The organism is Pseudomonas sp. PKS, from assembly GCF_051913525.1.
Classification (GTDB): domain Bacteria; phylum Pseudomonadota; class Gammaproteobacteria; order Pseudomonadales; family Pseudomonadaceae; genus Aquipseudomonas; species Aquipseudomonas guariconensis_D.
This window is the reverse complement of record NZ_JBEGDO010000015.1, coordinates 1-17,430: the sequence shown is the minus strand read 5'-3', so window position 1 is coordinate 17,430 and position 17,430 is coordinate 1. Positions and strand designations below refer to the sequence as shown.

The window sequence follows — 17,430 nt, the reverse complement described above, 5'->3', positions numbered from 1 at the left end:
ATTGCTTGGCTTATAGGTTATTTTTCTTTTGCTCTTGCATATTTGGCGGGAGCTGTCAATATCGCCCGCCGCGGTTCAAGGCGCTTCTGTAAGTAGTTGTCGCTTTGAAGAAATATCGGTCACCGGGCTGTCGTTAAAATGCCACTCACTCGCTCGTGGTCTGCGACCTTGGTCGATACCCCCGCGGCTCGCGTTGTACCCATTCGCATGTCGGGCAGTCGTTACACCTGCCTTGTATTGCCCTGTACCGATGGAGTTACCTGATGAAGAAGCTCGCACTGCTTGGCGCCCTGGCGCTGTCCGTGTTGTCCCTGGTATCGCAGGCCGATGAGAAACCGTTGAAGATCGGTATCGAGGCTGCCTACCCACCCTTCGCCTTCAAGCAACCCGACGGCAGCATCGCCGGTTTCGACTACGACATCGGCAACGCCCTGTGCGAAGAGATGAAAGCCAAGTGCACCTGGGTCGAGCAAGAGTTCGACGGCCTGATTCCCGCACTGAAAGTGCGCAAGATCGACGCCATTCTCTCGTCCATGTCGATCACCGAAGACCGCAAGAAGTCGGTCGACTTCACCAAGCGCTACTACCTGACCCCGGCTCGCCTGGTCATGAAGGACGGCACCCAGGTCAGCGAAGACCTGCATGAACTGAGCGGCAAGAAGATCGGCGTGCAGCGTGGCTCGATCCATGACCGCTTCGCCAAGGAAGTCCTGGCGCCCAAAGGGGCCACCGTCGTGCCTTATGGCACCCAGAACGAAATCTACCTCGACGTCGCCGCCGGTCGCCTGGACGGCACCGTTGCCGACGCCACCCTGCTCGAGGACGGCTTCCTCAAGACTGACGCCGGCAAGGGCTTCGCCTTCGTCGGTCCATCGTTCACCGACGTGAAGTACTTCGGTGACGGCGTCGGCATCGCCGTGCGCAAGGGCGACAACGCCAATCGTGAGCGCATCAATGCCGCGATCGATGCGATCCGCAAGAACGGCAAGTACAAGGCAATCGAAGCCAAGTACTTCAACTTCGACATCTACGGGCCTGAAGCTCAGTAAGACGTCGGGTTTCACCTGTGCAATGGTGCAAACAGCAGAGGCTCTGAGGTTTGCACCATTTTTCATTCCAAGTCCCGAGGAATCCCAATCATGTTGAAAGGCTACGGGGCAGTCATCCTCGATGGGGCATGGCTGACGCTACAGCTCGCCCTGTCGTCGATGGCCCTGGCCATCGTGCTTGGCCTGATCGGCGTGGCGCTGCGTTTGTCGCCAGTGCGCTGGTTGGCCTGGCTGGGCGATATGTACGCCACGGTGATCCGTGGCATTCCAGACCTGGTGCTGATCCTGCTGATCTTCTATGGCGGTCAGGATCTGATCAACCGCATTGCGCCGCTGGTCGGCTATGAAGACTACATCGACCTCAATCCGTTGGTGGCCGGCGTGGGCACCTTGGGCTTCATTTTCGGTGCATACCTTTCGGAAACCTTCCGCGGCGCCTTCTTGGGTATTCCCAAGGGGCAGGCTGAGGCGGGCATGGCCTATGGCATGAGCGGGATGCAGGTTTTCTTCCGCATCATGGTGCCGCAGATGATCCGTCTGGCGATCCCGGGCTTCACCAACAACTGGCTGGTGCTGACCAAGGCCACGGCGCTGATCTCGGTGGTCGGCCTGCAGGACATGATGTTCAAGGCGAAACAGGCGGCCGACGCCACGCGCGAGCCTTTTACCTTCTTCCTGGCAGTGGCGGCACTGTACCTGGTGCTCACCAGTATCTCGCTGCTGGCCCTGAAGTACCTCGAGCGACGCTATTCGGTGGGCGTAAAGGTGGCTGAACTATGATCTTCGACTACAACGTCATCTGGGAGGCCATGCCCCTTTACCTGGGCGGCCTGCTGACCACCTTGAAGCTGTTGGCGCTGTCGCTGTTCTTCGGCTTGCTGACGGCCATTCCCCTGGGTCTGATGCGCGTCTCCAAGCAGCCGCTGGTGAGCCTGGTCGCCTGGCTCTATACCTATGTGATCCGTGGCACGCCGATGCTCGTGCAACTGTTCCTGATCTACTACGGCCTGGCGCAGTTCGAAGCCGTGCGCGAAAGCTTCCTTTGGCCGTGGCTGTCGAGTGCGACCTTCTGTGCGTGCCTGGCCTTTGCGATCAACACCAGCGCCTATACGGCCGAGATCATCGCTGGCAGTCTGCGGGCCACCCCGCACGGTGAGATCGAAGCGGCCAAGGCCATGGGCATGTCGCGCATGATGATGTACCGCCGCATCCTGCTGCCGTCGGCCCTGCGCCGGGCGCTGCCGCAGTACAGCAACGAGGTGATCATGATGCTTCAGACCACCAGCCTGGCCTCGATCGTCACCCTGATCGACATCACGGGCGCGGCACGTACCGTCAATGCCCAGTACTACCTGCCTTTCGAGGCCTACATCACGGCGGGTGTGTTCTACCTGTGCCTGACCTTCATCCTGGTGCGCCTGTTCAAGATGGCCGAACGCCGCTGGCTCAGCTACCTGGCGCCACGCAAGCACTGATCGCTCTGTGAGAACCGACAGCATGTACAAACTTCAAGTCCAAGACCTGCACAAGCGCTACGGCAGCCACGAAGTGCTCAAGGGCATTTCGCTCGAAGCCAAGGCGGGCGACGTGATCAGCATCATCGGCTCCAGTGGTTCGGGCAAGTCGACCTTCCTGCGCTGCATCAACCTGCTCGAGCAGCCGCACGCCGGGAAGATCCTGCTCAACAACGAAGAGCTCAAGCTGGTCCCTGGCAAGGATGGCGCGCTCAAGGCTGCCGACCCCAAGCAGTTGCAGCGCATGCGTTCGCGCTTGTCGATGGTGTTCCAGCACTTCAACCTCTGGTCGCACATGACGGCGCTGGAGAACGTGATCGAGGCCCCTGTGCATGTGCTGGGCGTGAGCCGCAAGCAAGCGCTGGAAAAGGCCGAGCACTACCTGAACAAGGTGGGCGTGGCCCATCGCAAGGATGCCTTCCCCGGGCACATGTCCGGTGGTGAGCAGCAGCGGGTCGCGATCGCCCGGGCTCTGGCCATGGAGCCTGAGGTGATGCTGTTCGACGAGCCGACCTCGGCCCTCGACCCGGAGCTGGTGGGCGATGTGCTCAAGGTCATGCAGTCGCTGGCTCAGGAAGGCCGCACCATGGTCGTGGTGACTCATGAAATGGGCTTCGCCCGTGAGGTGTCCAACCAGTTGGTGTTCCTGCACAAGGGCTTGGTGGAAGAGCGCGGCAACCCGCGTGAAGTGCTGGTCAATCCGCAGTCGGAGCGACTCAAGCAGTTTCTTTCCGGCAGCCTGAAGTAAAGGCTGCGCCTTGCACCAGAATAGGGCATGCTGCGCAGCGAAGCGCAGCCTGACCCGGCGCCACAGACACGAACGATCCCAGGTTTCGGACCACGCCCTATGACCACCCAGCGAATCGGATTTCTCATCTGGCCCAGTACCCGGCCGCTGACCCTGGCGCTGGCCGAGGAAGTGCTGCAGGTCGCCCAGCGGGTGCATCCGGATGTGTCCTACGAGTTGGTGTTTCTCCAGGCTGACGCAGCGCCCGAAGGGGCCTGGCGCTTGCCGGGCGAGCCTTGGAACGGTCGTCTGGAGGGCTGTCAGAAGCTCTTTCTTCTGGCGGATGAGCCGCCAGCGGCGGTGGGCTCGGCCCTGTCGTCGGCGCTCAAGCAACTGGCGCGCAGCGGTTGCCTGATCGGTGGTCTGTCTGCCGGCGTGTACCCGCTGGCGGGGCTGGGTCTGCTCGATGGTTACCGCGCCGCAGTGCACTGGCGCTGGCAGGATGACTTTGCCGAGCGCTTTCCCAAGGTCATCGCCACCAGTCACCTGTTCGACTGGGACCGTGATCGCCTGACCGCTTGTGGTGGCATGGCAGTCACCGACCTGCTGCTGGCGGTGCTGGCGCGTGATCACGGCGCCGAGCTTGCGGGGGCGGTGTCCGAAGAGCTGGTGGTCGAGCGCATCCGTGAGGGGGGCGAGCGCCAACGTATTCCGCTGCAGAATCGCCTGGGCTCCAGCCATCCGAAGCTCACCCAGGCGGTGCTGTTGATGGAGGCCAATATCGAAGAGCCGCTGACCACCGACGAAATCGCCCAGCACGTGTGCGTGTCCCGTCGGCAGCTCGAGCGAATCTTCAAGCAGTACCTCAATCGCGTGCCCAGCCAGTATTACCTGGAGCTACGCCTGAACAAGGCGCGGCAGATGCTGATGCAAACCAGCAAGTCGATCATCCAGATCGGGTTGTCGTGCGGGTTTTCCTCCGGGCCGCATTTCTCCAGTGCCTACCGCAACTTCTTTGGGGCCACGCCGCGCGAAGACCGCAATCAGCGGCGCAGCGCCAGCCCGTTCGAGCTCAGTTCGGCGCCTGCCGAAAAGGGCTGATTCCTGGTCGTTCGAGTCGGCCTTTTCGTAGGTGAGCCCACGTCTGCAGGTATCCGTCGGCTTTGATGTCCGGCGCGGCCTGTGGGGCGGGCTCGCCCGCGAAAAGGCCGCCGCTCTTCTTGTGTGAACACCCGTTCACCCATCCCTTTCTCTCCCGTACACTGCGCGATTGCGACAGTGTTTGTCGCATTGCCGAAAACCTGCCTGAAACAGGGTTTTGCGCTGTAACAAGTTGTCGCCTGGCAGCAAGGACAGGCGCCGATCAGTCCTTACAATCCCCCCATCGCTCGCCACTTCCAGGCCAGCGTTCCTCTTCAGGAGACTCAGATGTCCGTTGAGCAAGCCCCGGTGCAACGTGCCGATTTCGACCAGGTCATGGTTCCCAACTATTCTCCGGCGGCCTTCATTCCTGTGCGAGGCGAGGGCTCCCGAGTCTGGGACCAGTCGGGTCGCGAACTGATCGACTTCGCCGGCGGCATCGCCGTGAACGCCCTGGGTCATTGCCACCCGGCGCTGGTCAAGGCCCTGACCGAGCAGGCCAATACCCTGTGGCATGTGTCCAACGTCTTCACCAACGAGCCGGCCCTGCGCCTGGCCCACAAGCTGGTGGACGCGACCTTCGCCGAGCGTGCCTTCTTCTGCAACTCTGGCGCCGAGGCCAACGAGGCCGCCTTCAAGCTGGCCCGTCGCGTGGCCCATGACCGCTTCGGTCCGGAGAAGCACGAGATCATCGCCACCGTGAACAGTTTCCACGGTCGCACCCTCTTTACCGTCAGTGTCGGTGGCCAGCCCAAGTACTCCGATGGCTTCGGTCCGAAGATCACCGGTATCAGCCATGTGCCGTACAACGACCTCGAAGCGCTGAAAGCCCAGATTTCCGACAAGACCTGCGCTGTCGTGATCGAGCCGATCCAGGGCGAAAGTGGTGTGGTTCCCGCTGACAAGGCCTACCTGGAAGGCGCGCGCAAGCTGTGCGACGAACACAACGCGCTGCTGATCTTCGACGAAGTGCAGACCGGCGTGGGCCGTACCGGCTCGCTGTATGCCTACCAGCACTATGGCGTGACCCCGGACATCCTCACCAGCGCCAAGAGCCTGGGCGGCGGTTTCCCGATTGGCGCCATGCTGACCACCACCGACCTTGCCAAGCACCTGGCCGTCGGCACCCACGGCACCACCTATGGCGGTAACCCGCTGGCCTGCGCCGTGGCCTGCGCCGTGCTCGACGTGGTCAACACGCCTGAGACGCTGGCCGGCATCAAGGCCAAGCACGAGCGCTTCAAGTCTCGCCTGGAGAAGATCGGCCAGCAGTCCGGCCTGTTCACCCAGGTGCGTGGCGTCGGCCTGCTGATCGGTTGCGTGCTCAGCGATGCCTGGAAAGGCAAGGCCAAGGACATCCTCAATGCCGCCGAGAAAGAAGGCGTGATGGTCCTGCAAGCCGGCCCGGACGTGGTGCGCTTCGCCCCGAGCCTGGTGGTGGAAGATGCCGACATCGACGAAGGTCTGGTGCGCTTCGAGCGTGCCGTGGCCAAGCTGACCCAGGGCTGATTGCCCGCGGTCACCTTCGCCGGCCCTGACTGCGGTCGGGGCTGGCGATACCCGAATTTCTGCGCGGGCGCCCGCTTTCCAATGAAGTAGCGCGCCCGTTGTTTTTCCGTGCCGATGCGTCGGCCTGTTTTCCCAAAGGAGTGACACCATGCTGGTGATGCGCCCCGCGCAAATGGCGGATCTGAACGAAGTGCAGCGCATGGCTGCCGACAGCCCCATTGGTGTCACCTCGCTGCCCGACGACGCCGGTCGCCTGGGCGACAAGATCGCCGCCTCGGAAACGTCCTTTGCCGCCGAAGTGAGCTTCAACGGCGAAGAAAGCTACTTCTTCGTGCTCGAAGACAACGAAACCGGCAAGCTCGTCGGCTGCTCGGCGATCGTCGCCTCGGCGGGCTACTCCGAGCCGTTCTACAGCTTTCGTAACGAGACCTTTGTGCACGCCTCGCGTGAGCTGAAGATCCACAACAAGATCCACGTCCTGTCGTTGTGCCACGACCTGACCGGCAACAGCCTGTTGACCAGCTTCTACGTGCTGCCGGAGCTGGTGAACAGCGCCTTCGCCGAACTCAACTCTCGTGGTCGTCTGTTGTTCATGGCTTCGCATCCGGAGCGCTTTGCCGATTCGGTGGTCACCGAGATCGTCGGCTACAGCGACGAGCAGGGGGAGTCGCCGTTCTGGGACGCCATCGGTCGCAACTTCTTCGACCTCAACTACGCCGACGCCGAGCGCCTGTGTGGCCTGAAGAGCCGCACGTTCCTCGCCGAGCTGATGCCTCATTACCCGATCTACGTGCCGCTGCTGGCCGACGAGGCCCAAGAGGCCATGGGCCAGGTCCATCCCCGGGCGCAGATCACCTTCGACATCCTCATGCGCGAAGGCTTCGAGACCGAGCACTACATCGACATCTTCGACGGTGGCCCGACGTTGCACGCGCGCACCTCGGGCATCCGCTCGATCGCCCAGAGCCGGGTGGTGCCGGTAAAGCTCGACGACAGCCCGATCAAGGGCGGGCGCGCCTACCTGGTCTGCAACGGCCAGTTGCAGGATTACCGCGCCGTGCTGCTGGAGCTGGACTGGGTACCGGGCAAACCGGTCAGCCTGAGCCACGAAGCAGCCGATGCCCTGGGGGTCGGTGAGGGCGGCAGCGTCCGCCTGGTCGCCGTCTAAGCCTGCGCCCGGCCCGCCCGTGTCGGGGCGCCGGTTCAGAGAGATTCGCGGTAGGCACGAGCCGCCGCACAAGGAGATAGCATGATCGTTCGTCCCGTACGCAGCAGCGACTTACCCGCGCTGATCGAATTGGCACGCAGCACCGGCACCGGCCTGACCACCTTGCCGGCCAACGAAGGTCGTCTCGGTCACCGTGTCGGCTGGGCCGAGAAGAGCTTCCGTGGTGAGGCCGAGCGCGCTGATACCGACTACCTGTTCGTGCTGGAGAACGACGAAGGCCTGGTGGTCGGCATCTGCGCCATCGCCGGCGCCGTGGGTCTGCGCGAGCCCTGGTACAACTACCGGGTCGGCCTGACTGTCAGCGCCTCCCAGGAGCTGAAGATCTACCGCGAGATCCCAACCCTGTTCCTGGCCAACGACCTGACGGGCAACTCCGAGCTGTGCTCGCTGTTCCTGCGGGGCGACTACCGCAGTGGCCTCAATGGCCGCCTGTTGTCCAAGGCGCGCATGCTGTTCATCGCCGAGTTCCCAGAGCTGTTCGGCAACAAGATCATCGCCGAGATGCGTGGCATGTCCGACGAGAACGGTCGTTCGCCATTCTGGGAGAGCCTGGGCCGGCACTTCTTCAAGATGGAGTTCAGCCAGGCCGACTACCTCACCGGAGTGGGCAACAAGTCCTTCATCGCCGAGCTGATGCCCAAGTTCCCGCTGTATACCTGCTTCCTGTCGGAGGCGGCGCGCAACATCATCGGTCGCGTGCACCCCGACACCGAGCCTGCGCTGGCCATGCTCAAGCGCGAAGGCTTCAGCTACCAGGGCTATGTCGACATCTTCGACGCCGGCCCTGCGATCGAATGCGAAACCTCGAAGATCCGCGCCGTGCGCGAAAGCCAGACGCTGGTGCTGGCGGTCGGCACGCCAGGCGACGATGCGACCCCTTACCTGATTCATAACCGCAAGCGCGAGGACTGCCGCATCACCGCGGCGCCGGCACGCCTGGCGGCCGGCACCTTGGTGGTCGATCCACAGACCGCCAAGCGCCTGCGCCTGGGGGCCGGCGACAGTGTGCGCGCCGTGACGCTGTCCGCCAGCCGGGAGGCCAACTAAATGACGACCCACTACATTGCCGGCCAATGGCAGGCCGGGCAGGGCCAGGCCTTGCAATCGCTCAACCCAGTTACCCAGGCGGTAGTTTGGGAAGGGCAGGGTGCCGATGAGGCCCAAGTACAAGCGGCCGTACAGGCGGCGCGCCAGGCGTTTCCAGCTTGGGCTCAGTTGAGCCTGGATGCGCGCATCGGTGTGCTGGAAGCCTTTGCCGAAAAGCTCAAGGCCAATGGTGACGCCCTGGCCCGCTGCATCGGTGAGGAAACGGGCAAACCTCTGTGGGAATCGGCAACCGAAGTCACCAGCATGGTCAACAAAGTGGCCATCTCGGTGCAGAGCTACCGTGAGCGCACGGGCGAAAAGAGCGGGCCACTGGCCGACGCCACCGCCGTGCTGCGACACAAACCCCACGGCGTAGTGGCGGTGTTCGGCCCTTACAACTTCCCTGGCCACCTGCCCAACGGCCACATCGTCCCGGCCTTGCTGGCGGGCAATTGCGTGGTGTTCAAGCCCAGTGAGCTGACGCCCAAGGTGGCCGAGCTGACCGTCAAGTGCTGGATCGAGGCGGGGCTGCCGGCAGGCGTGCTCAACCTGGTTCAAGGCGCCCGTGAGACAGGTGTCGCGCTGGCCGCCAATCCCGGTATCGATGGTCTGTTCTTCACGGGCTCCAGTCGTACCGGCAACCTGTTGCACCAGCAGTTCGCCGGCCGTCCGGACAAGATCCTCGCCCTGGAGATGGGGGGCAACAACCCGTTGGTGGTGGACGAGGTCCAGGATCTGGACGCTGCGGTCTACACCATCATCCAGTCTGCCTTCATTTCCGCCGGCCAGCGCTGCACCTGCGCTCGCCGCCTGCTGGTGCCGCAAGGCGCCTGGGGTGATGCGCTGCTGGCGCGGCTGGTCGAGGTCAGCCGTGCCATCAGTGTCGGTGCGTTCGACCAGCAGCCGGCGCCGTTCATGGGGTCGGTGATTTCGCTGCAGGCCGCCCGCGCACTGCTGGATGCCCAGGCTGAGTTGCTGGGTAAAGGGGCCGTGGCGCTGCTGGAGATGACCCAGCCACAGGCCGGCGCTGCCTTGCTGACACCCGGCATCATCGACGTCACCGCTGTGACCGGCCGCCCGGACGAAGAATTCTTCGGTCCGCTGCTGCAAGTGATCCGCTACAGCGACTTCGATGCCGCGATCGACGAGGCCAACAACACCCAGTACGGCCTGGCCGCAGGGCTGCTGTCCGACTCCCGGGCGCGCTACCAGTACTTCTGGCTGCGCAGCCGCGCCGGCATCGTCAACTGGAACAAACAACTGACCGGCGCCGCCAGCAGCGCGCCGTTCGGTGGCGTCGGGGCCAGCGGCAACCACCGCGCCAGCGCCTACTATGCGGCTGATTATTGCGCCTACCCAGTGGCTTCGCTGGAGACCGCGAGCCTCACTCTGCCGGCGACCCTGACGCCGGGCGTCACCCTATAACAACAGGTCTCGGAGCCTAGCCGATGAAATCCTACGAAGTGAATTTTGATGGCCTGGTGGGGCCTACCCACAACTATGGCGGCCTGTCCTACGGCAACGTGGCTTCGCAGAGCAACAGCCAGCAGCAGTCCAACCCGCGTGAAGCGGCGCGCCAAGGCCTGGCGAAGATGAAGGCACTGGCCGACATGGGCTTCAAGCAAGGCGTGCTGGCCCCGCAAGAGCGTCCTGACGTTGCGGCCCTGCGTCGCCTGGGCTTCACCGGCAGCGACGCCGAGGTGATCCGCCGCGCGGCGCAGGAGGCCATGCCCCTGCTGGTGGCCAGTTGCTCGGCCTCGAGCATGTGGGTGGCCAACGCCGCCACTGTCAGCCCTAGCGCCGACACCGCCGATGGCCGCGTGCATTTCACCGCTGCCAACCTGAACTGCAAGTACCACCGCAGTATCGAGCATCCCACCACCAGCCGTGTGCTGGGCGCCATGTTCGCGGACAAAAAGCACTTCGCCCACCACCAGGCCCTGCCGGCAGTCGCCCAATTCGGTGACGAAGGTGCGGCCAACCACACGCGCTTCTGCCGTGCCTATGGCGAGCCGGGCGTGGAATTCTTCGTCTACGGGCGCAGTGCCTTCGACAGTCGTTATCCGGCGCCGCAGAAGTACCCGGCGCGCCAGACCCTGGAAGCGTCCCAGGCCGTGGCGCGGCTGCACGGGCTCGCCGACGACGGTGTGGTCTACGCTCAACAGAACCCGGCGGTGATCGATCAGGGTGTGTTCCACAACGATGTGATTTCGGTAGGAAATGGCGAGGTGCTGTTCTACCACGAGGACGCCTTCCTCGAGACCGACACGGTGCTTGGCCAACTGCAGGCTAAACTGGCCAGCAAGGGCGGCAACTTCCAGGCGATCCGTGTGCCGCGGGCCGCGGTGACGGTGGAAGACGCGGTGCGCTCCTACCTGTTCAACAGCCAGTTGCTCAGCCGCGATGATGGCTCCATGTTGCTGGTGGTGCCGGAAGAGTGCCGTAACAACGAGCGGGTATGGTCCTACCTGGGGCAGTTGACCAGCCAGGGTGGCCCGGTGAAGGAGGTCAAGGTGTTCGACCTCAAGCAGAGCATGCAGAACGGCGGTGGCCCGGCTTGCCTGCGTCTGCGGGTCGCGTTGAAGGACAACGAACTGGCGGCGGTCAATCCAGGCGTTATCATGACCGCGCCGCTGTACGACACCTTGGTCCAGTGGGTCGACAAGCACTACCGCGATCGCTTGGGCGAAGCAGACTTGGCCGACCCGCAATTGCTGGACGAATGCCGTACGGCACTGGATGAACTGACCCAGATCCTGAAACTGGGTTCGGTCTATCCGTTCCAACGCCAACCTTGAGAGAGAACTTGCAATGTCCGATGCCCTGCGGCTGATCCTTGAAGACAACGATGGTACCCAGCTGGAAACCTCCTGCACTCGCTTTGCCGTGGTCTGGCAAGGCAAGGAAGTCTGGATCCAGCAGGATGGTCGCGGCCAGCTGCTGATCGGCGTCGACGTGGAGGAAGGCGATGCCGAATACGCCAACCTGCTGCTGCGCCCCATGGCTACCAACCTGGTCAGCCTGCAGCTGGAAATGGAACCGGCTGAAGTCGGTGACGACGACCACGTGCATGGCCCGGATTGCGGTCACCATCACTAAGGAAATGCCCTATGCTCGCCCTCGGAAAACTGCTTGACCTGACCCTGGCCGACCATGAACCGGCCGAGAAAACGCAAGTGACGGTCGAGGGCGTGCGTTTGCGCTGGCTGGGGGAGGGCGCCCTCGAGGTGCGCCCGCCCGAAGGCAAGGACAACGGCCTGGATCTGCTGTTGTCGGCGGGTATCCACGGCAACGAAACCGCACCCATCGAGTTGCTCGACGAGTTGCTTCATGGCGTGGCCCGTGGCGAGATCAAGCCGCGGGCGCGCGTACTGTTCCTGTTCGGCAATCCCGAGGCGATCCGCAAGGGCGAGCGCTATGTCGAGCAGGACATCAATCGGCTGTTCAATGGTCGCCACGAGCTGTCCAGTGGCGCCGAAGCCTTGCGCGCGGCGGAGCTGGAGCAGTTCGCCCGGGTATTCTTCAGTCAACCGGGGCGTACCCGCCTGCATTACGATCTGCACACGGCGATCCGGGGTTCCAAGATCGAGCAATTCGCCCTGTACCCCTACAAGGAAGGCCGCCGCCATTCTCGTCGTGAGCTGGCCCGGTTGAACGCTGCGGGCATGGAGGCTGTGTTGTTGCAGAACAAATCCTCCATCACCTTCAGTGCGTTTACTTACGAGCAACTGGAGGCTGAGGCCTTCACTCTGGAGTTGGGCAAGGCGCGACCTTTCGGCCATAACCAGCAGGTCAACCTCGACCGGCTGCAGGCGCGGTTACTGCAGGTCATCGAGGGCAACGAGCCTGAGGGCGAAGAGAGCCTTGATGGCTTGCAGCTGTTCAGCGTCGCCCGCGAGATCATCAAGCACAGCGACAACTTCCATCTGCACCTGCCCGCTGACATCGAGAACTTCTCCGAGCTCAGCAAGGGCTATCTGCTGGCTGAGGACCTGGCCGAAATGCGCTGGGTGGTCGAGGAGGAGGGAGCGCGCATCATTTTCCCGAACCCCAAGGTCAGGAATGGGCTGCGCGCTGGCATCTTGATCGTGCCTGCGTTGGCCGGTGAGCTCGGCTGACGCGTTCACAGACTCTCGAGCTTCCAGGCCTGACGCGTCCGTGCCGTCCTCTGGCCAGGCCCATGTCCAGATACTGAACCTTGCCCAAGGCCAAGAGCGGCGGCAGGGAGGGAAGGCGGTCGCTGGAGGGAAGATGCTAAGGAGGTGAGGAGCCCGATCCTGGCCCCTGATCGCTGATAAAAACCTTTTCATTCACCGTCTGTTCCATTTTCCCTTCCCTTGGGCGGTAATGGGCTTGCCAGTGGCGAAAGGCTGCATTTAGCATCCGGCCATGTCATTTTCGTTTGCAGGCGCCTTAAAAGCCGTCCAAACGACGCTTTCTATCGCATAAACACACTGCACCTTGCTTGCAGGACCGATATAATGCGGCCCTTTGCCGTCGTTTCGTCGACGTGTTTGCCCCCTAGGGCCGCCGTTTCCGTGGAAGAACCTATGAAAAGCGCCGAAATCCGTGAAGCCTTCCTTCGCTTCTTCGAAGAGCAGGGACATACCCGAGTCGCCTCCAGTTCGCTGATCCCGAACAACGACCCGACTCTGCTGTTCACCAACGCAGGCATGAACCAGTTCAAGGACTGCTTCCTGGGTGCGGAGAAGCGCGCCTACACCCGTGCCGTGAGCAGCCAGAAGTGCGTACGCGCCGGCGGCAAGCACAACGACCTGGAAAACGTCGGTTATACCGCTCGTCACCACACGTTCTTCGAAATGCTGGGCAATTTCAGCTTCGGTGACTACTTCAAGCGCGACGCCATTACCTTCGCCTGGACCTTCCTGACCTCCGACAAGTGGCTGAACCTGCCGAAGGAAAAGCTCTGGGTCACCGTCTACGCCAGCGACGACGAAGCCTACGACATCTGGACCAAGGAAGTCGGCGTGCCGGCCGAGCGCATGGTTCGCATCGGTGACAACAAGGGGGCTCCTTACGCTTCCGACAACTTCTGGACCATGGGCGACACCGGCCCATGCGGTCCATGCACCGAGATCTTCTACGACCACGGCCCGGACATCTGGGGCGGCCCACCCGGCTCGCCAGAAGAGGACGGCGACCGCTACATCGAGATCTGGAACAACGTCTTCATGCAGTTCAACCGCACCGCCGATGGCGTCCTGCACCCGCTGCCGGCCCCGTCGGTCGACACCGGCATGGGCCTGGAGCGCATCAGTGCGGTCATGCAGCACGTGCACTCGAACTACGAGATCGACCTGTTCCGCAGCCTGCTGGCCGCCGCGGCCAAGGCCATCGGTTGCAGCAACGACGATCAGCCTTCGCTGAAAGTCGTCGCCGACCACATCCGTTCCTGCGGCTTCCTGATCGCCGATGGCGTACTGCCGTCCAACGAGGGCCGCGGCTATGTGCTGCGCCGCATCATCCGTCGTGCATGCCGTCACGGTAACAAGCTCGGCGCCAAGGGCAGCTTCTTCTACCAGATCGTCGCGGCCCTGGTGGCCGAGATGGGCGAAGCCTTCCCTGAGCTCAAAGCCCAGCAGGCACACATCGAGCGCGTCCTCAAGACCGAGGAAGAGCAGTTCGCCAAGACCCTGGAGCAGGGCCTGCGCATCCTCGAACAGGACCTGGCCCAGCTCAAGGGCGATGTAGTGCCGGGTGACGTGGTGTTCAAGCTGTACGACACCTACGGCTTCCCCATGGACCTCACCGCCGACATCGCCCGCGAGCGCGAGCTGACCATCGACGAAGCCGGCTTCGAGCGCGAGATGGAGGCCCAGCGCGAGCGTGCCCGTTCTGCCAGTGCCTTCGGCATGGACTACAACAGCCTGGTGAAGGTTGACGTAGCCACCGACTTCCTCGGCTACAGCGCCACCGAAGGCAAGGGCAAGGTCGTTGCCCTGTACAAGGATGGTCAGTCCGTCGAGCGACTGGGCGAAGGCGAGCAGGGCGTCGTGATCCTGGATCGCACCCCGTTCTACGCCGAGTCCGGCGGCCAGGTGGGTGACACCGGTTACTTGCAGGCCGGCGGCATGCGTTTCGATGTGCGTGACACCACCAAGACCGGTGGCGCCTTCCTGCACCACGGCGTTGTCGCCAATGGCGCGCTGAGCGTGGGGGCCGAGGTCGAGGCGCAGGTCGATGCCGACGTGCAGCACGCCACCTCGCTGAACCACTCCGCCACTCACCTGCTGCACGAAGCGCTGCGCCAGGTGTTGGGCGAGCATGTCCAGCAGAAGGGTTCGTTGGTCGACAGCCAGCGTCTGCGTTTCGACTTCAGCCACTTCGAGGCGGTGAAGCCTGAGCAGATCAAGGCGCTGGAAGACATCGTCAACCGCGAAGTGCGCAAGAATACTCCGGTGGAAACCGAGATCACCGACATCGAAACCGCCAAGCGCAAGGGCGCCATGGCCCTGTTCGGTGAGAAGTATGGCGACACCGTGCGCGTACTGACCATGGGCGGGGATTTCTCGGTGGAGCTGTGCGGTGGTATCCACGCCAAGCGCACCGGTGATATCAGCCTGTTCAAGATCATCAGCGAAGGCGGCGTGGCCTCTGGCGTGCGTCGTATCGAAGCGATCACCGGCGCCGCCGCGCTGGCTTACCTGAACACTGCCGAAGAGCAGGTCAAGGAGGCCGCGCAGCTGGTCAAGGGCAATCGTGACAACCTGATCGACAAGCTGTCGGCTGTGCTCGAGCGCAACCGTCAGTTGGAAAAGCAGCTCGAGCAGCTGCAGGCCAAGGCCGCCAGCGCCGCCGGGGACGATCTCTCCAACGCGGCCGTTGAGGTCAAGGGCGCCAAGGTTCTCGCCGCACGCCTGGATGGGCAGGACGGCAAGGCCCTGTTGGCCCTGGTCGATCAGTTGAAGAACAAGCTCGGCCACGCAGTGATCCTGCTGGGCAGCGAGCATGAGGGCAAGGTCGTGCTGGTGGCCGGCGTGACCAAGGACCTCTCCAGCCAACTCAAGGCTGGTGACCTGATGAAACAGGCCGCTGCGAAAGTCGGTGGCAAGGGCGGTGGCCGTCCGGACATGGCCCAGGGTGGTGGCGTCGACGTCGCCGCGCTGGACGATGCCCTGGCCCTGGCCGTGCCGTTCGCCGAGCAGGGGCTTTGAGATGACCGAGGCCCACTGTCTAGTAGTGGGCCTTGGCGTGATGGATTGTTTATTGGGTGCCCATCGTGGGCTGAGGCAGCTTTGAAATGGCGTTGATCGTACAGAAATTTGGCGGCACCTCTGTCGGTTCCATCGAGCGGATCGAGCAGGTTGCCGACAAGGTCAAGAAATTCCGCGACCAAGGCACCGACCTGGTGGTAGTGCTGTCGGCCATGAGCGGAGAAACCAATCGCCTGATCGACCTGGCCAAGCAGATTACCGATCATCCCGTCCCGCGAGAGCTGGATGTGATCGTATCGACTGGCGAACAGGTGACTATTGCCCTGTTGACCATGGCCCTGATCAAGCGTGGCGTGCCGGCAGTGTCCTACACCGGCAACCAGGTGCGAATCCTCACCGATAGTGCGCACAACAAGGCGCGCATCCTGCAGATCGACGACCAGAAAATTCGCGCCGACCTCAAGGCCGGTCGCGTGGTCGTGGTGGCAGGTTTCCAGGGTGTCGACGAGCACGGCAATATCACCACCCTCGGTCGTGGTGGCTCCGATACCACCGGCGTGGCCCTGGCGGCAGCGCTCAAGGCCGACGAGTGCCAGATCTACACCGATGTCGATGGTGTCTACACCACTGACCCGCGCGTGGTGCCACAGGCACAGCGCCTGGAGAAGATCACCTTCGAGGAGATGCTGGAAATGGCCAGCCTCGGCTCCAAGGTGCTGCAGATCCGCTCGGTCGAGTTCGCAGGCAAGTACAACGTTCCGCTGCGCGTGCTGCACAGCTTCAAGGAGGGTCCGGGTACCCTCATTACCATTGATGAAGAGGAATCCATGGAACAGCCGATCATTTCCGGTATCGCCTTCAACCGTGATGAAGCCAAGCTGACCATTCGCGGCGTGCCGGATACCCCGGGCGTTGCCTTCAAGATCCTCGGTCCGATCAGCGCGGCGAACATCGAAGTCGACATGATCGTGCAGAACGTCTCGCACGATAACACCACCGACTTCACCTTCACCGTGCACCGCAACGAGTACGAGAAGGCGCATAGCGTGCTGGAGAACACCGCCCGTGAAATCGGCGCGCGTGAAGTGATCGGCGACACCAACATCGCCAAGGTTTCCATCGTCGGCGTCGGCATGCGCTCCCACGCGGGTGTCGCCAGCCGCATGTTCGAAGCCCTGGCCAAGGAGAGCATCAACATCCAGATGATCTCCACCTCCGAGATCAAAGTCTCGGTCGTCATCGAAGAGAAGTATCTGGAGCTGGCTGTTCGCGCGCTGCACACCGCGTTCGAACTTGATGCTCCTGCCCGACAGGGCGAGTAAGACGCTGCCTGGAGGGGCGCGGCTTGCCGCGCCCTTCGCGTTTCTGGCTGTTGCGCAGGTACCTGTCCTGCCTCGCGCGATGGCTCACCTGGGCCTGCTGCTGTTCCCGGCCTCGGCCCAGCCCATTACAGACTGTTGCCCCTGATTGAATTGCGTGAGGAGAAAGTTATGTTGATTCTGACTCGTCGGTGCGCCGAGAGCCTGATCATTGGAGACGGTGAGATCACCGTGACGGTCCTGGGTGTCAAAGGCAACCAGGTGCGTATCGGTGTGAGCGCCCCTAAAGAAGTGGCCGTTCACCGCGAAGAAATCTACCTGCGGATCAAGAAAGAGAAGGACGAAGAACCAACCCTTTAATTTTTATCGATTTTTTTTCAAAAAAGGGTTTGCAAACGGGGAAGGGTCTGGTTATTATACGCCCCGTGTTGCGGTGAGGTGGCCGAGTGGCCGAAGGCGCTCCCCTGCTAAGGGAGTATACCTCATAAGGGTATCGGGGGTTCGAATCCCCCCTTCACCGCCATTTTTCGTGTAGGGCGCTGTAATTGGCCGGATCACTTAAGTCGTTGAAATTAAACGAAAAAGTGCTTGGCAAAACGATTTGGCGAACTATAATGCGCGGCAAGACACGGACTCATAGCTCAGCTGGATAGAGTACTCGGCTACGAACCGAGCGGTCGGAG

At 62.6% G+C, this 17,430-nt stretch carries 15 protein-coding genes and 1 tRNA gene; all 16 read left to right on the top strand.

Features of this window, described 5'->3' with window-relative positions; genetic code table 11:
• Positions 1 to 263: 263 nt before the first annotated feature.
• The 16 genes from ABOA88_RS15985 to ABOA88_RS15910 all read left to right on the top strand — a co-directional run bounded on the left by ABOA88_RS15985 (position 264) and on the right by ABOA88_RS15910 (position 17,270).
• The gene (locus tag ABOA88_RS15985) at positions 264 to 1,049 is read left to right on the top strand and encodes an ABC transporter substrate-binding protein (protein WP_043209388.1); all 786 of its coding nucleotides are present in this window, start codon (positions 264 to 266) and stop codon (positions 1,047 to 1,049) included.
• Between the two features lie 90 nt (positions 1,050 to 1,139).
• Positions 1,140 to 1,829, top strand: coding sequence for an ABC transporter permease (locus ABOA88_RS15980; RefSeq protein ID WP_043209390.1), 690 nt, complete (start codon positions 1,140 to 1,142; stop codon positions 1,827 to 1,829).
• On the top strand, positions 1,826 to 2,524 hold the full coding sequence (locus tag ABOA88_RS15975) for an ABC transporter permease (RefSeq protein WP_043209392.1): 699 nt from the start codon (positions 1,826 to 1,828) through the stop codon (positions 2,522 to 2,524). Before ABOA88_RS15980 ends, ABOA88_RS15975 begins: the two co-directional genes overlap by 4 nt.
• 22 nt (positions 2,525 to 2,546) lie before the next feature.
• A complete protein-coding gene (locus ABOA88_RS15970; protein ID WP_043209394.1) occupies positions 2,547 to 3,311 on the top strand; it encodes an ABC transporter ATP-binding protein in 765 nt (254 codons plus the stop codon).
• Positions 3,312 to 3,410: 99 nt separating this feature from the next.
• Positions 3,411 to 4,391, top strand: a complete 981-nt coding sequence (argR, locus tag ABOA88_RS15965) for a transcriptional regulator ArgR (RefSeq protein ID WP_196168932.1) — start codon at positions 3,411 to 3,413, stop codon at positions 4,389 to 4,391.
• 327 nt (positions 4,392 to 4,718) lie between these two features.
• A complete protein-coding gene (locus tag ABOA88_RS15960; RefSeq protein WP_196168933.1) occupies positions 4,719 to 5,939 on the top strand; it encodes an aspartate aminotransferase family protein in 1,221 nt (406 codons plus the stop codon).
• A 148-nt stretch (positions 5,940 to 6,087) separates the two neighbouring features.
• On the top strand, positions 6,088 to 7,107 hold the full coding sequence (gene aruF, locus ABOA88_RS15955) for an arginine/ornithine succinyltransferase subunit alpha (protein ID WP_043209401.1): 1,020 nt from the start codon (positions 6,088 to 6,090) through the stop codon (positions 7,105 to 7,107).
• Positions 7,108 to 7,188: 81 nt separating this feature from the next.
• Positions 7,189 to 8,214, top strand: coding sequence for an arginine N-succinyltransferase (astA, locus tag ABOA88_RS15950; RefSeq protein ID WP_043209403.1), 1,026 nt, complete (start codon positions 7,189 to 7,191; stop codon positions 8,212 to 8,214).
• Positions 8,215 to 9,678 carry a succinylglutamate-semialdehyde dehydrogenase gene (gene astD, locus ABOA88_RS15945; RefSeq protein ID WP_196168935.1) on the top strand — a complete coding sequence of 488 codons (1,464 nt, stop codon included), beginning with the start codon at positions 8,215 to 8,217 and terminating at the stop codon, positions 9,676 to 9,678.
• A gap of 23 nt (positions 9,679 to 9,701) precedes the next feature.
• Entirely contained in the window at positions 9,702 to 11,051 is a 1,350-nt protein-coding gene (gene astB, locus ABOA88_RS15940; protein WP_196168936.1) for an N-succinylarginine dihydrolase, read from the top strand.
• A gap of 13 nt (positions 11,052 to 11,064) precedes the next feature.
• A complete protein-coding gene (locus ABOA88_RS15935; RefSeq protein WP_070092494.1) occupies positions 11,065 to 11,352 on the top strand; it encodes a topoisomerase II in 288 nt (95 codons plus the stop codon).
• An 11-nt stretch (positions 11,353 to 11,363) separates the two neighbouring features.
• Positions 11,364 to 12,371, top strand: coding sequence for a succinylglutamate desuccinylase (gene astE / locus ABOA88_RS15930; RefSeq protein WP_196168937.1), 1,008 nt, complete (start codon positions 11,364 to 11,366; stop codon positions 12,369 to 12,371).
• A gap of 432 nt (positions 12,372 to 12,803) precedes the next feature.
• Entirely contained in the window at positions 12,804 to 15,428 is a 2,625-nt protein-coding gene (alaS, locus tag ABOA88_RS15925) for an alanine--tRNA ligase (protein ID WP_196168938.1), read from the top strand.
• A gap of 86 nt (positions 15,429 to 15,514) precedes the next feature.
• Positions 15,515 to 16,750, top strand: a complete 1,236-nt coding sequence (locus ABOA88_RS15920) for an aspartate kinase (RefSeq protein ID WP_043209416.1) — start codon at positions 15,515 to 15,517, stop codon at positions 16,748 to 16,750.
• 168 nt (positions 16,751 to 16,918) lie between these two features.
• On the top strand, positions 16,919 to 17,107 hold the full coding sequence (csrA, locus tag ABOA88_RS15915) for a carbon storage regulator CsrA (RefSeq protein WP_043209419.1): 189 nt from the start codon (positions 16,919 to 16,921) through the stop codon (positions 17,105 to 17,107).
• A gap of 72 nt (positions 17,108 to 17,179) precedes the next feature.
• Positions 17,180 to 17,270 (top strand) — tRNA-Ser (locus tag ABOA88_RS15910).
• Positions 17,271 to 17,430: the final 160 nt, after the last annotated feature.